This is a genomic window from Sphingobium sp. TomTYG74 (genome assembly GCF_055393875.1).
This window is the reverse complement of sequence record NZ_AP027341.1, coordinates 2,511,149-2,525,641: the sequence shown is the minus strand read 5'-3', so window position 1 is coordinate 2,525,641 and position 14,493 is coordinate 2,511,149. Positions and strand designations below refer to the sequence as shown.

Below are 14,493 nucleotides of genomic sequence, written 5' to 3'. Positions count from 1 at the left end.
AAAACAAGGGTCGGAGGAATGCATGGCAAAGCCGATACGGATCGTGGTGGTCGATGACTCGCTGACCATTCGCGCCATGATCGAAACGCTGCTGGAACGCGATTGCCGGTTCGATGTCGTGGGCATCGCCCGCAATGGCGAAGAAGCGATCGACCTCATCCGCATGGAAAAGCCCGATGTGGTGACGATGGACGTTGCCATGCCGGGGCGCGACGGTTTGAGCATCCTGGACGAGGTTATGGACATCGATCCCTGCCCGGTCATCATGCTGTCCAGCCTGATGCGCGACGGAGCGCCGATCATGGCCGAAGCGCTGGACCGGGGTGCTGCTGCCTGCTTCAACAAGGCGATGATCGCACGGGAAGCCGGACGTTTCATCGCATTGGTCAAGGATGTCGCGCGCGGACTTGTTCAGGCCGAACAGGTAGCGATCGCCGCCTGAAACATCCGGCACGTCCAACAAAAGGAGCTGTCATTGGCAGCTCCTTTTTTATGCGCTTGCGGGCGTCGCCGCGCAGACCTGCTCTGGTCAGGATGCCAATGAGCGAGGCAGGGCGCAGGCAGCGGCGATGTCGATGGGGCTGGTGAATTCCACACCCACCCGATCCTCGCGCGACCAACGAACCACAGCGCTCACATTCTGGCTGTCACTGAACTCGATCGACAATTGGGTGCCGGGGGGCACATGCCACAGCCCCTCGATCATCGCGCCGGTCGAGGAGATATTGCGGATGCGCCCCGTATAGGCATGGCCATCGGCATGCACCGCGATCGTCCGCAGCATCGTCTTGCGTTCCGGGCGGCTGGACTGGAAGCCCTCCACCAGCGCCACCGTGCCATGCGCGCGATGCCGGGCCAGCACGTCGCTGGCAACAAGCGGGCGCCCATAGACATAGCCCTGTATATGGCTGCACCCCAGGTCACGGATCAGCGCCAGTTCGTCCTGCGTCTCCGCACCTTCCGCCGTGGTGTCCATGCCCAGCGCCTCGGCCAGGCTGACGATCGCCTTGATGATCGCGCTGTTGCGGCTGCCGGTCATCACCGCGCCGCGCACGAAACTCTGGTCGATCTTGATCTTGTCGAATGGTGCCTTCTTCAAATAGCCGAGCGAGGAGTAGCCGGTGCCGAAATCGTCGAGCGCCAGACGGACGCCAATCCCTTTAAGCCGGGCGAACATCGCATCCGTTCCATCACTGTCATTCAGGAACACGCTTTCGGTGATCTCCAGCTCCAGCCGCTGGGGCGAGAGTTGGGAGGCGGCAAGCGCACTCATGACCGTGGCGGGCAATCCGGGGTTGGCGAACTGGATCGGCGAGACATTCACAGCGACGCGAATATCGTCGCCCCACTCCGAAGCATCGCGGCAGGCAGTCCGGAGTACCCAGTCACCTATCGGGCCGATAAGCCCTGTCTCCTCGGCGATGGGCACAAAAATGGATGGCGAAATCTCACCACGTACGGGATGGGTCCAGCGAAGCAGCGCCTCATAGCCAGTGACTCTCTCCGTCTTGGAAGACACGACCGGCTGATAGACAAGGTGCAGCCCGTCCGAAGCCAGCGCGTGGCGAAGATCCTCCTCCAACTGCCGACGCCCCTCTGCATCGGCGTGCATTTCGGACGAATAGAAACGATGGACGCCACGCCCGTCGCCCTTTGCAGCATAGAGCGCGAGATCAGCGTTGCGGATCAGCGCATCCGCCGTTTCGCCATCATGTGGGCAACAGGAAATCCCGATGGACACGCCGATGACGACCGCCTTCCCCTCGACCATGTACGGTTGCGAAAGCGTGTTGATGATCATCGTCGCCAGTTGGGACAGCAGCGCACGATCATGTCTGCCGGGCAGCAGCACCTTGAATTCGTCGCCGCCCTGCCGCCCTACAAGCCCGCGATCGCCCGCGACACGCTGAAGGCGCTGGCTCACCTGCCGCAGCAGCGCGTCCCCGGCCGGGTGGCCAAGTGTATCGTTGACGGTCTTGAAGCGATCCAGATCCAGCATCAGCAGAGCGCAATCGCCAGACTTTCCGGGCGCACCGGCCACAGCATCTTCCAGCGACCGCAGCATCTGTACGCGATTGGCGAGCCCGGTGAGCGAATCGAACTGGGCAAGGCGCTTTACCTCGGCCTGGCTCCGGCGCATTTCGGTAAGGTCGGTGCCACTCCCGCGAAAGCCGTGGAACTGGCCAAATTCGTTGAAAACCGGCTGGCCGGATATCGACCACCAGCGCTCGTCACGCGTTGCGGCCGCGCGAACATGAATGTCCGAAAAGCCGGTGCGCGTCGAGAAATGGAAGCCGAGGGTGCGCTCACCCCCGCCATTTTGATGATCACCCGCCGAGACAATGGCGGAGATAGGGCGCCCGACAAGTTCGTCCTCGGCAATATCCAGTGTTCGCGCGAGCGTTTCGGATAGGTAGGTGAGGCAGCCCTGGCGGTCGGTTTCCCAGAACCAGCCCTGCCCCGACTGCTCATATTCCTGCAACAGGCGGTCGGATCGTTGCGCGCGAAGGTCCTGTTGATGTTGCGCGATGGCCCGTTCGAAATCAGACGTTGCCTGGCGCACTGCGGCAATCATCATGACCGCGATGCAACTCACCAACAGACCCAGTTGCGCAACACCGGCTTCCTGAAACGCCGAAACGATCAACGTGCCCAGAAAATAGCTGACGCCCAGCAACCGCCGGTCGCCGAATATCGACACGGCGATCAACGCCATCGCGACTTCTGCCGCGAGAGAAATCGACAATGGCCCTGCAAATTGCGCCGGACCCAGCAACATGCTGAAACTCATGCTCGACAGCAGCGCCATCGGCAACATCAGCCATTTCTGCACATGCGGCCGTAGATTCTGAAATCGTTCCGCACGCGGAGCGGCGATCAGCATGCCATCTATCAGCAACATCGTCACGAATGTGATGAAGTGGAGAATGTTACCAAAGGTGAACAGCGGCACATGGAGCAGGGTGATGGTGCACAGCTTGCCCAGCAGCACCAGCGGCCAGAGGCGGGCGATATGGGCGAACGCTCCGGATATCCAGAAGGCTGACGCCTGCGTCCCACCCTCGGCCAGACCCAGCGCGACCGCGAGATCGGCAGGTCGATATGATGTATCGCTTAGCTTGGTGCGCGACGGGGCCATATGCCGTGCGTAACGCACAGATGTTGAAAGAAACTTACCCGACTGGCTGGCAAGGTATGACGGGAGAGGGAACGCCCCTCTCGCGACGCGAATAGTGCCTCAGCGTCCGCTCAACAGAGTCCAAAACCAACTGAGCAGGATGAGGCAAGCGGTCCCGCACGACCGCTTACCCCGTTTCCGACTATACGCGCATCGGCATCAGGACATAGAGCGCAGGGCTGCGATCATTTTCCCGAATGAGCGTCGGCGCTGCCGCGTCGGCGAGGTGCAGTTCGACCGTCTCACTGTCGATCTGACCCAGAATGTCGAGCAGATAGCGGGCGTTGAAGCCGATATCGAAGCCCTCGCCCTGAAACGCACCCGGCACTTCTTCGGCCGCCGTGCCGTTTTCAGGGCTGGTTACTGACAGGGTGATCTTGTCGCGATCGAGCGTCATCTTGACCGCCCGAGTCTTTTCCGTCGCGATCGTAGCAACACGGTCGACGCCTTCCTCGAAGCTGCGCGGGTCGATCTTGAGCAGCTTGTCGTTCGCGGTCGGGATGACGCGGCTGTAATCGGGGAAGGTCCCGTCGATCAGCTTGCTGGTCAAGATCGCGCTGCCGAGACCGAAGCGGATCTTGCTGGCCGACAAGGTGATCTGGACCGAACCTTCGACTTCGTCGAGCAGCTTGCGCAGTTCGCCGATGCACTTGCGCGGGATGATGATGCCCGGCATGCCCTCGGCGCCATCGGGGCGCGGCACGGTGACGCGAGCAAGGCGGTGCCCGTCGGTCGCCGCTGCCTTCAATACCGGCTGGCCATCATCCGACACGTGGAAATAAATGCCGTTCAGATAATAGCGCGTTTCTTCGGTCGAGATGGCGAAGCGCGTCTTGTCGATGATCTGCTTCAGCGTCTCTGCGGGCAGTTCGAAGCTGGTCGGCAGGTCGCCTTCCGCGATCACCGGGAAGTCATCGCGCGGGAGGGTCGACAGGTTGAAGCGGGCGCGGCCCGCCTGGATCAGCATCTTGCCTTCCGCCGCTTGCAGCGACACCTGCGACCCTTCGGGCAGCTTGCGAGCGATGTCGAACAGAGTGTGCGCCGAAATGGTCGTCGCGCCGGGCTGCTCCACCTGCGCGGAGATACTTTCGACAATCTGGAGGTCGAGGTCGGTCGCCATCAGCTTGATGGCGCCATCGGCTGACGCTTCGATCAGCACGTTGGACAGGATCGGAATCGTATTGCGCCGCTCGACCACCGACTGGACGTGGCTGAGGCTCTTGAGGAGCGTGGCGCGTTCGATGGTGGCCTTCATGTCCCTGTTTGTCCGTTTCTTTTCTGCGCAAAGCCCGGATGCGGTCGAATCCGGGCGACAATGATGGATGATCCTTCATAACCACTGTTGCGGCGGCGGCAAGCACCTGCTGATCGTTTCGTGAAGGCAAGGGTTGCAAAAGAGGACATGATGGGCTTTGCCAGCGTCATGAAGCGCGCCTGGTTCCTGCTCCTGCTGATCGCAACGCCAGCATTCGCACGTGATTCTCTGGGGATGTTCGAGGCTTGGGGGGCGTTCCGTGACCCGGCGGCACCGCGTTGCTATGCCATCTCCAAACCTGTGAGCCGCGCTGGCAATGGTTTCGCCGCCGTTGGGAACTGGCCGCGCCAGCGCGTACGCGGACAGGTGCATTTCCGGCTGAGCCGGGTGCGGGTGGATGGTTCTCCCGTTATCCTGAATGTTGGGGACAGGCGCTTCCCGCTGGTTGCGGGGCAGGTTGATGCCTGGGCGCCCGACCCGCGCGCGGACGCGGCCATCATTGCCGCCATGCGATCGGCAGGCAGCATGAGCGTGCAGACGCAGGGCGCAAACGGGCGCGGTTTCGCGGACACCTACACGCTGCGCGGCGCCGCAACAGCGATCGACGCGGCGGCTTTGGGCTGCGCACGGCTGCGGTAAATCTTGACTTTTTAGCTTGGGACAGCTATCTGCGCGCTATCCCGTCCCCGGTTTGCCGTCTTGAGGCGCTCGCAAGAGCAGATATCAACTCAAGGCCGCTCCCGGGGACAATTTTTTAGAGCTTCATTCATAATGGCTACCGCGATTCTGATCGATGGCGCTTTCTTTTTGCGCCGCTTCAAACACGCTTTCCCCGATCATGATCGCAAGGATCCGGCCAGTGTAGCCCATGGGCTTGGGATGCTTGCTTATTGGCATCTTGTCCAGAGAATCGGCCCCTTGAATGTCCAGGACCAGATTGCTCGCAATGAGCTTCTGGCCGAGTCACGCGAGTTTTACCGGCTCTTCTTTTATGATTGCCCGCCTCTGACCAAACGGATGCATACGCCTCTGGTCAAGAAGTCCGTGGATTTCAGCAAGTCCGAAGACGCAAAATTTCGCCTCGCCTTGCACCATGAGGTCGGGAAGTTGAGGAAAGTAGCGATCCGCTTAGGGCGACTGAATGACACTTCTCATTGGCGCCTTAGCGAAAAGGCAACCGTCCGCCTGATTGCTGACCCTAAAAATTTCGAGCCGACCGATGATGATTTCGAGATCGACACCAAGCAGAAGGGCGTTGACATGCGTCTGGGGCTCGACGTCGCATCCCTTGCCTTCAAGGGGCAGGTAGACCAGATCGTTATCGTAGCAGCGGATGCCGATTTCGTTCCCGCAGCGAAGCTAGCGCGGCGCGAAGGGATAGATGTCATCCTTGATCGCATGGGCGACCATCGCGCCGCTCAGGATTTGATCGCACATGTTGACGGCATTCGGGATTGCCACCTTCCCAAACCAAAAGGACCCGGCATATGACCATGCCTATCCCCGGCATCATTGACCCTGTGCCCGTGCCGCGCGCGGTGACGCCCCGTGAAGATGGGCGCACCGACCTGATGGGCCTGTCGCGCCCACAGATCAAAAGCGCGCTGGAGGAAGCAGGCCTCGACGCCAAGCAGGCAAAGCTGCGGTCGAAGCAGCTGTTCCATTGGCTCTATCATCGCGGCGAAACCGATTTCGATGCGATGACCGACCTTGCCAAGCCGATGCGCGGCTGGATGGCAGAGCGCTTCATCGTGGGGCGTCCCGAGGTCGTCGAAGCGCAGGTGTCGAACGATGGCACCCGCAAATGGCTGCTCCGGTCGGATGACGGGCAGGACTATGAGATGGTGTTCATCCCGGACGCCGATCGCGGAACGCTCTGCGTATCGAGCCAGGTCGGCTGCACGCTCAACTGCCGTTTCTGCCACACGGGCACGATGCGCCTCGTACGCAACCTGACGCCGGGCGAAATCGTCGGGCAGGTCATGCTGGCCCGCGACGCGCTAGGCGAATGGCCCAAGGGCAGCATGGCCTCCGCCAATGATGACGAGGCGGACGACAGCTCGCAATATAGCCCCGACGGCCGCATGCTGACCAACATCGTGATGATGGGCATGGGCGAGCCGCTCTATAATTTCGATCATGTGCGCGACGCGCTGAAGGTCGTCATGGACGGCGATGGCCTCGCTCTGTCGAAGCGTAGGATCACGCTCTCCACCTCCGGCGTGGTGCCGATGATGGCGCGCGCGGGGGAAGAGATCGGCGTCAATCTCGCCGTGTCGCTCCATGCCGTGACGAAGGACGTGCGCGACGAACTGGTGCCGCTCAATAAGAAATTCGGTATCGAACAGCTGCTGCAAGCTTGCGCCGACTATCCGAACGCGAATAATGCGCGCCGCATCACGTTCGAATATGTGATGATCAAGGACAAGAATGACAGCGACGAGGACGCGCGCGAACTGGTTCGCCTGCTGCGTCACTACAAGCTGCCTGCCAAGGTCAACCTGATCCCCTTCAACCCATGGCCGGGCACCGACTATGAATGTTCGACGCCCGAGCGGATCAAGCGCTTTTCCGAGATCGTGTTCGAAGGCGGCATCTCCGCCCCGGTGCGCACACCGCGCGGACGGGACATCATGGCCGCCTGCGGGCAACTAAAATCGGCGAGCGAGAAGAAGAGCCGGGCGGAGCTCGACCGGCTGGCGGCGGAAAAGCAGGCGGCGCTGGGGTAAGCCCCCGCCTCAGCGCGGCGAGCCGGGTTCGCTGATCTTCTCTTCCGCATCCCGCTCATTCTCCTCGGGCTTCAGCGGCGCCATGACCCAGAAAGTCAGCAGCGTGAAGCCGGTGAGAACCACCGCCACATCATATGTGCCAAGCCCCGCTGCAACGCCAATCGCCCCCGTGATCCACAGGCTCGCGGCGGTCGCGGTGCCCTTGACGGCATGTCTCTGTTGCAGGATCGCACCACCGCCCAGAAATCCGATGCCCGCGATCACGCCTTCCAGCACACGGGCAAGCGCTGACGGGTCCTGCGCCATCATACCTTCCACCGTCTGCACAAAGCCACAGCTGGCGACAGCGACCAGCGGAAAGGTGCGCAGGCCAGCACTGCGTTCCGCCCGCTCCCGGTTCCAGCCGATAGGCAGAGCCAGGCAATAGGCGATGACGATAGGGACCAGATGTGGCAGCACCGAAAAATTGTCGCTCATCCACCCGAAACGCACAAAGATGAATTCGGATGCGGAACGACGCAGTTAACTGTTACCGGGCTCTTCCAGCAGACCGGGAATCAGCGGCAGCAATTCGCGCGCCAGAAATCCGACAGGCCCCATGGCGCGGGCGAGTTCGCGCCCTGCCCGGCCGTGCAGCCAGCTGCCCCAGGCGGCCGCCCGCAACGGGTCCGCACCGCGCGCCGCCAAACCGCCGACGATCCCGGCCAGCACATCGCCCGAACCGCCGGTAGCCAGGCCGACGCAACCGCCCTCATGCAACAGGCAGGCGCCGTCCGGAGCCGCGACCACGCTGCGGTCGCCCTTCAGGATGACCACCGCCTGAAATTCCCGCGCCACTTGCAGCGCGATCTTCGTTGGATCGGCGGAAACGGCTTCGACGCTTTGCCGGGTCAGGATGGCCATTTCACCATGATGAGGTGTCAGGATGATATGCCCCTCATGCCCGGCGACGGCGGATCGCAACTCGCGCGCGGAGGTCAGCGCCGCAGCGTCGAGGACGATGGTGACCGGCGGATCTGTGGCGGCCAATATGGCAGCGACCAGTTCATCCGTCTGGGAACTCACGCTCATCCCCGGCCCCAGAACCAGCGCGTCACAGCGGGCGAGCTGCGGCGCCAGACGCTCAGCCGCTCCGGCGGCGATCTCGCCATTTTCTTCCGCAGGCAGCGCCGTCATCGCGGCCTCGGGAACCAACACGCCCAGCGACATGGCAGCCGAACGCACCGTCGCCATCTGCAATTTGCCGGCGCCCGCGCGCAATGCCGCCTCGCCCGTCAAGCGCAGCGCGCCCGGCACGAATTCCGCGCCGCCAACCACCAACACACGACCTCGCCCATTCTTGTCGGAGTCATGGTCGGGGATCGGCAGGGGGTGCGCGCGCAACCATTCTCTATCGAGAGACTCTGGCGTCATCCCCGCGCTCCGGCGATGGCATCGGGTTCGCGTGTGACAGGTGTCGCCTCCTCCTCCATCGGCGCGGTCACATTGTAACGGCGCAGCACCAATCCGCCATTGCGCCCGTGGGAAGGGTCATAAACATAGTCGCTGATCGCGCAGTTCGCGACATCGCCAGCCCGGTCGATCGCCAGTATTTCTGCTTCATTCAACCCTTCGATAATATAGCGAAGGCACAGCACCACGACCTGATGCGTGAAGATCATGACGCGCCGTCCGGCGTAATGCAGCGATATGGTGTCCATCACCGACCGGAGCCGCAGGATGATGTCGCACCAGCTCTCTCCGCCCGGCGGCCGGTGATAGAATTTTCCGAGCATCTGGCGAAATTCATACTGGTCGGCCTCCAGATTGCGGATGCCCGTCGTCGTCAGCCCGTCCAAAATGCCGAATTCCTTTTCGCGCAGCCGTTCATCGAAGCAGATCGGTTCCTCGGCGGCGGCTCCGCCCACCTCGCGGAAAATCTGCGCGGTTTGAAATGCGCGTAAATAGGGGGACGACAACAGGACCTCGGGCCTCTGATCTTCCGCCTCGCTGCCGAACCAATGGCCTAGTGCCTGCGCCTGCTCACGGCCCAATCCACTTAACGGAACGTCCGCATCACGCACGGACAAGGCTATGCGATCGGACTGGGCTTCAGTTGCGGCGTCGCGCGCCACATTTCCGGCGCTCTGGCCATGACGTACGATGATAAGCTGGCTCGGCCAATGAAGTGACGCCACGAGTCCTGCTGCCTTCCATGCCGGTTGCTAAGGCATGAAGAACGGCCGCGCTGCCGGTTCGATCCCGGCAGGAAACTGCTTATGATGAAGGCTACGCTTCGAAAATGGTGACCCCTACGGGAGCAATCCCGTAAGAAGCCCAAAAGGTAGAAAACCTAAGAAGGCTTGCGAATCCGCCGTTTCTGGGGCCTCTGGCTGTGAGATTTTTGTGTGACTCACGGTTTGGAGGAAGTGAACGGTGGCAGCGGTCGTCCGGTATGTCCGGGAACGCGATGGCGTATTTCAATATGAACGTAGGGTTCCGCTGGTGGTGCAGCGGAACGTGCATCGCTATGCGGCCTTGTTCGGATCACGGCCTCTGTTCCGGCGCTCTTTGAGGACGAAAGACCGGGGGACGATGCTTGCCGCCGCTGCCGCTATCCACGGTGAGTTTGAGGCCCGTCTGGCACAGGCTATGAACAGACCGGCACTTGCTCACGCTTCGCCGATGCCGGGCCACCAGCAGCTTACAGAGGCGGAACTGGACAGCATCGCCAGCCGCTATCGCAATCTTACCTCAGGACCGTTCGAAAGGCTGACCCTTTTAGCGGATACCAATGCCGGTGCCGCCGCCGAACTGGATCATGCCTGTTATGAACTCGATCTTCATGCTGAACAGATTTATAGCGCCGTACATGACAAGGGGCGCAAGGATGATGCCATTATCCTGACCCCCTTGGACGAAGCCCCGCATGTTATAAGAGAACGGGGGCTAAAAGTGGTTCCGGGCAGTCCTGAGTTCGGTTCGGTTGTCGGTGCCATCCGTGCGGGCATGGTGCAGGGTTATGACCGTATCCACGCTTTGAGGGCGGGCCTTGCTACCCCTAAACCTGCTCTGGCGAGAACGACAGCGAACGAAAAACCGGCAACCGAAACGGCGCGCATCAGGGCCGTGATGAACGACTATATCACGTTCAAGGAACTGCCGGTTAAACAGAAGACGGAAGCCGAACATGCGCTACGTCAGTTTGAAGAGGTCGCGGGAAACAAGCCTCTAGATCAGATTACCAAGCATGACATAATCGCCTTCATCGAACACCTGACCAAACAAACCGTAGGCGGAAAGTGGAAGGGCAGTATCGTTCGTCCCCTTGGTGGCGGTACGATCATCAAGCGCCTGCGCTACATCAAGGCAGCTATCCAGACGGCGAAGGATCGGGGCCGTTATGACGGTACCCATCCGGCAGAAGGCGTGAACGTCAATGCGTTCATCAAGAAGACTGACAAACGAATCATGCCCGATAAGAGGCGGTTCAGAGTTGAGGAACTCAACGCCATCTTTCGGCATCCTTGGTTTACAGGATGCGAAGGGCCGACCGCACGGTTCAAGCCCGGTCAGCATCGTCTTACGGGTAGCGAATATTGGGCCTTTGTAATGGCGCTTTACACTGGATGCCGTGCGGCTGAGTTGGGCGGGTTGAAGCTGGATGAGGTCGATCTGGACAGCCCTACGCCCTACATACGTATCCGTCCGAATGAATATCGTTCGGTGAAGAACAATGAGGCTCGTTGCGTACCCGTCCTCAACGCCCTGTTGGACTTAGGCTTCAAGGAATATGTGGAAAAGGTGAAGCGCAGCGGCGCGGACCGAGTCTTTCCAGACTGGAAGGCTACGAAGCCAAAGGGGGCTGGACCGAAGGACTATCCGGCATGGTCGAACTCGCGGCTGATCCGAACTTTCAATGAGTCAGTGGTGCCCGCTACGCTGGGCGACCGCATGCTTAAAGGCGCACGAAGAGAAGTAACCTTCCATGGATTCCGGGGTGCCTTTAAAGCAATGTTGATTTTAAATAAGGTGCCGTCGGCGGTATACAATGACGTTGTAGGACATTCTAAAGGTGAAATGGACGATATTTACATCTCGGACATGTCTATCGATGAGACCTATCCTAATGTTAGCTGCTGTGATTTTAAAGGATTGGTCATTCCTCGATTGTGTACTTCATCCAATCATTAGATATTTGCCTTCCAAGTGCCGCAGGAGGCGCGTAAAGGAATTTGGCTACTCAGGTAGCCTTGCCTCTTAAATCGCGCTCTACGGGGCCTCTGCGGGCAAAATAGAGCATGTTGGCTGTCGAGTTCGGCAATGATCAGCATGGCGACCAACATTCCTACCGGCAACCGCATGCTCATCACCGCGAACAGGCTGAATTGAGCCTGTTTTCGGGGCGGGCATGTATCTCGGTGACGCCACCTGCCGTTGTCAGCAAAACCGTGGAGCCGTATACCAACGGGCGGCTCGCGATCATCTGGTGGTGGGCGACGTTGGTGTGTTAAGATCAGAGGGATTATGAGCTTCAAAATGATAGGCGCGGCCCTGCTGATGGTGGTCGCCGTACCGGCTGCATCGCAGAGTGTGGACGCGAAGAAGTATGAAGTGCCGGTTTACAGCGGACAGCGTGCTCGACCGAACTTTGCCGGTGATGGTGAAAAGTATCTGCGTTTTAAAACGGCTATCACAAACGGCTTCCGATCCAACCCCATTGCGATGGGGCACTACACTATCATTACCGTTGGCTGCGGAACGTCATGCACATTTAGCTGGGTTGGCGATGTGCGGACGGGCAAGATCATAACCTTTCCCCTTGGTGGGGAGGATTACCCCGAACTCCAAATTCTAACTCGACCAAATAATAGGCTGATACTCACGCTGTGGGGCAGCTATTCGGGCGAAAGCTGTACTGGTCGCCTTTATGCGTTCGACGGCGATAAATTCGTTCCGGCAAGTGCAGAAAGAAAGAGTCCAAATAGCTGCTCGGATTTGATCGCTTCTAAGCGGTTTTAGCTGATGCACAGCTTCCGACAGTGAGTTTCGGTATTTTTACCGCGATCACTGATCCACCAGTCGTTCAAACCATCCAGATTGTATTTCAAGCCCAGCATTTCCGTCAGCGGCAAGTCATTGATGTGTTAATTTATTACTGCATCTTAACGTGCATCGAGCGGAATTTAATACAAAATCGCGTTATTCCATAAAGAACCCTGTAAGTTAAATAAACTTACGAATAAAGTAATCAATTTAAGCGCAGGTATAAAAACATCTAATAACCCAGTTAGGTCTTCATATAACAACAAAGTTACTAACGGTTGTGTCTCGATAAGATCGCCTTATCCCGGCGTTCGTACTCAGTATGAATGCGAGGAATACACATGGATTTTATACAACTGCGCTTCGATTTCATGGATGAGGGCGATCCTCTCCCTAAAGCCTCAAATGACAACCCGCCTGCCGATGTAGGGCCATCCGATGACCGGGAGGTGGAGTCTGCCGTCCTGATCCTTGATGCACCGGAGCAAGCGCCCTTTCGTGAAGAGGGACAACCTGTCCATCATAGTGCGACTGCGTCCATCGAAAGCGCTTCACGTTTGTATTATAAATTTAAACCGGTTTGAATATGTCTTCCATACAACCTAATTATACAAATTTCATCACCTATAAATCCTTCAAGAAATACATACATAAGGTTCTATCTATAGATGAATCTATGGATAAGGCTTCCCATCTATCTTTCCTATTGAAACCTATTTCTGTTGAAGCAAAAGCTCTTGTAGGAGTCCTTGTTGAATCCTGTAAGCCAGACATGGGAAGGCGGAAAAAGCTTCCTGATGAATTTATCAACGCCATGGAAATGACGATTCCCATGCTGATTAAGGCGGCAGGGGAGGAAGAAGGGGGCTTTCTGTACCGTTCTATGGCTACCGGGAGCTTCAAGGTAGGAGCATTTGGAAATGATACCGCGTCCGGCACATCCGTAGGTCATCGTGCCTTTACGAACGTGGTCGATGGTCTGCGGCGGGAAGGATTCTTGGAGGTCATCACCGGCTATATTGAATGTACGACATTGGCTTTGACGTGACCCCCGCCTTTCATCCAGCTGCAACCAGAGACCGACCGTTGTTGTCGCGCAGGAGCGCGGTTGAAGCAATGGGCGGGTTTAAACCCGCCCATTGCTTTTCGAGTTCGGCGGCGAACGCCGCCGGTGTGGCATAGCCGAGCGAAGAGTGCGGCCGCTCGGTGTTGTAGTCATCGACCCAGTTGGCGAGGATCGAGCGGGCCTGACGAACCGTGAAGAACAGCGTTTCGTTGAGAAGCTCGTCGCGCATGCGGCCATTGAAACTCTCGACGAACCCGTTCTGCGTCGGCTTGCCCGGCGCGATATAGTGCCACTCGATGCCGACATCGCCCGACCAGGCGAGCACCGCGTTCGATGTCAGTTCGGTCCCGTTGTCGCTGACGATCATCTTGGGCGCGCCGCGCTCGGCGATGAGATCGCCCAGTTCGCGCGCCACCCGCTTGCCCGAGATCGAAGTGTCGAGCACCGCCCGCAAGCATTCACGCGTCACATCATCGACGATGTTGAGGATACGGAACCGGCGGCCGGTGGCGAGTTGATCGTGAACGAAGTCCAGGCTCCAGCGCTGGTTGGGAAGCGCCAGCACCGGAGCCGGCACCCGCGCCCCAACGGCGCGCCTTCTGCCCCGCCGCCGCCGAACCGTCAGCCCCTCCTCGCGGTAGAGCCGCTGGGTCTTCTTGCGGTTGATCATAATGCCATCCCGGCGGAGCAGGATGTGCAAGCGCCGGTAGCCGAACCGCCGACGCTGCTGCGCCAACTCGCGCAACCGCGACCGCAAATCGGCATCATCGGGGCGGCACGAGCGATAGCGCATGCTCTTGCGATCCGCTGAAATCACCCGGCACGCGCGCCGCTCGCTCATCCCCAACGTGATCTGGAGATGCACAACCGCCTCGCGCTGTGCAGCGGGCGTCACCACTTTTTTGACAGCAGGTCTTTCAACCCCGCATTGTCCAGCATCGTGTCCGCGAGCAACCGTTTGAGCTTGGAGTTCTCCTCCTCCAGCGCCCGCAGTCGCTTCGCGTCCGACACCTCCAAACCGCCATACTTGGCCTTCCACGCATAATAGGTCGCGCTCGACATGCCGTGCTTGCGGCATAATTCCGTGACCACCGCACCCGCCTCGGCTTCCTTCAAAATGCCGATAATCTGCTCTTCCGAAAACTGCTTCCGCTTCATTCCGTCCGTCCCTTCGTTGGATCGGACTCTAGCGCTAACTGGAGGAAAAATCGGGGGTCACGTCAGCTTTCGGCAGAGGGGT

Annotated in this window: 14 protein-coding genes; 8 read left to right on the top strand and 6 right to left on the bottom strand. The window is 59.3% G+C overall.

Translation table 11 applies throughout. The features are described 5' to 3' along the window. Positions 1-22: 22 nt before the first annotated feature. Positions 23-442, top strand: a complete 420-nt coding sequence (locus ACZ5TB_RS12755) for a response regulator (RefSeq protein ID WP_464791484.1) — start codon at positions 23-25, stop codon at positions 440-442. A gap of 87 nt (positions 443-529) precedes the next feature. Here the strand turns inward: ACZ5TB_RS12755 and ACZ5TB_RS12750 are convergent, their stop codons facing one another. Both ACZ5TB_RS12750 and dnaN read right to left on the bottom strand, forming a co-directional pair. Further along, positions 530-3,139: an EAL domain-containing protein gene (locus ACZ5TB_RS12750; RefSeq protein WP_464792561.1), complete on the bottom strand. Its 2,610-nt coding sequence runs from the start codon at positions 3,137-3,139 to the stop codon at positions 530-532. A gap of 181 nt (positions 3,140-3,320) precedes the next feature. After that, positions 3,321-4,433 (bottom strand): DNA polymerase III subunit beta, encoded by a 1,113-nt coding sequence (gene dnaN, locus ACZ5TB_RS12745; protein ID WP_464778766.1) that lies wholly within the window; start codon positions 4,431-4,433, stop codon positions 3,321-3,323. Between the two features lie 150 nt (positions 4,434-4,583). On the opposite strand from dnaN, the gene ACZ5TB_RS12740 reads away from it, so the two are divergent. The 3 genes from ACZ5TB_RS12740 (at position 4,584) to rlmN (ending at position 7,162) form a co-directional block, all read left to right on the top strand. Beyond that, complete coding sequence (locus ACZ5TB_RS12740) at positions 4,584-5,072, top strand: hypothetical protein (protein WP_464792560.1); 489 nt, start codon at positions 4,584-4,586, stop codon at positions 5,070-5,072. Between the two features lie 132 nt (positions 5,073-5,204). Next, complete coding sequence (locus tag ACZ5TB_RS12735; protein WP_464791483.1) at positions 5,205-5,924, top strand: NYN domain-containing protein; 720 nt, start codon at positions 5,205-5,207, stop codon at positions 5,922-5,924. Next, positions 5,921-7,162, top strand: coding sequence for a dual-specificity RNA methyltransferase RlmN (gene rlmN, locus ACZ5TB_RS12730; protein WP_464791482.1), 1,242 nt, complete (start codon positions 5,921-5,923; stop codon positions 7,160-7,162). Before ACZ5TB_RS12735 ends, rlmN begins: the two co-directional genes overlap by 4 nt. A 9-nt stretch (positions 7,163-7,171) precedes the next feature. Here the strand turns inward: rlmN and ACZ5TB_RS12725 are convergent, their stop codons facing one another. From ACZ5TB_RS12725 to ACZ5TB_RS12715, 3 genes are read right to left on the bottom strand one after another with little or no spacing between them, the layout of a single operon-like run. Further along, complete coding sequence (locus ACZ5TB_RS12725; protein WP_464791481.1) at positions 7,172-7,639, bottom strand: MgtC/SapB family protein; 468 nt, start codon at positions 7,637-7,639, stop codon at positions 7,172-7,174. A gap of 45 nt (positions 7,640-7,684) precedes the next feature. Beyond that, on the bottom strand, positions 7,685-8,575 hold the full coding sequence (locus ACZ5TB_RS12720) for an NAD(P)H-hydrate dehydratase (RefSeq protein WP_464791480.1): 891 nt from the start codon (positions 8,573-8,575) through the stop codon (positions 7,685-7,687). Continuing rightward, positions 8,572-9,339: a histidine phosphatase family protein gene (locus ACZ5TB_RS12715; protein WP_464791479.1), complete on the bottom strand. Its 768-nt coding sequence runs from the start codon at positions 9,337-9,339 to the stop codon at positions 8,572-8,574. Before ACZ5TB_RS12715 ends, ACZ5TB_RS12720 begins: the two co-directional genes overlap by 4 nt. A gap of 238 nt (positions 9,340-9,577) precedes the next feature. Here ACZ5TB_RS12715 and ACZ5TB_RS12710 point away from each other — a divergent pair, with 238 nt between their 5' ends. From ACZ5TB_RS12710 to ACZ5TB_RS12695, 4 genes are all read left to right on the top strand, one after another. Next, complete coding sequence (locus tag ACZ5TB_RS12710; RefSeq protein ID WP_464791478.1) at positions 9,578-11,335, top strand: tyrosine-type recombinase/integrase; 1,758 nt, start codon at positions 9,578-9,580, stop codon at positions 11,333-11,335. 333 nt (positions 11,336-11,668) lie between these two features. Beyond that, on the top strand, positions 11,669-12,163 hold the full coding sequence (locus ACZ5TB_RS12705) for a hypothetical protein (protein ID WP_464791477.1): 495 nt from the start codon (positions 11,669-11,671) through the stop codon (positions 12,161-12,163). 365 nt (positions 12,164-12,528) lie between these two features. Next, positions 12,529-12,771, top strand: coding sequence for a hypothetical protein (locus ACZ5TB_RS12700; protein WP_464791476.1), 243 nt, complete (start codon positions 12,529-12,531; stop codon positions 12,769-12,771). Positions 12,772-12,773: 2 nt separating this feature from the next. Beyond that, on the top strand, positions 12,774-13,235 hold the full coding sequence (locus ACZ5TB_RS12695) for a hypothetical protein (RefSeq protein ID WP_464791475.1): 462 nt from the start codon (positions 12,774-12,776) through the stop codon (positions 13,233-13,235). A 10-nt stretch (positions 13,236-13,245) separates the two neighbouring features. Here the strand turns inward: ACZ5TB_RS12695 and ACZ5TB_RS12690 are convergent. Then, a protein-coding gene (locus ACZ5TB_RS12690) for an IS3 family transposase (RefSeq protein ID WP_464791474.1) occupies positions 13,246-14,411 on the bottom strand; the annotation gives its coding sequence in 2 pieces (ribosomal slippage) (positions 13,246-14,150 and positions 14,150-14,411; 1,167 coding nt in all). Positions 14,412-14,493: the final 82 nt, after the last annotated feature.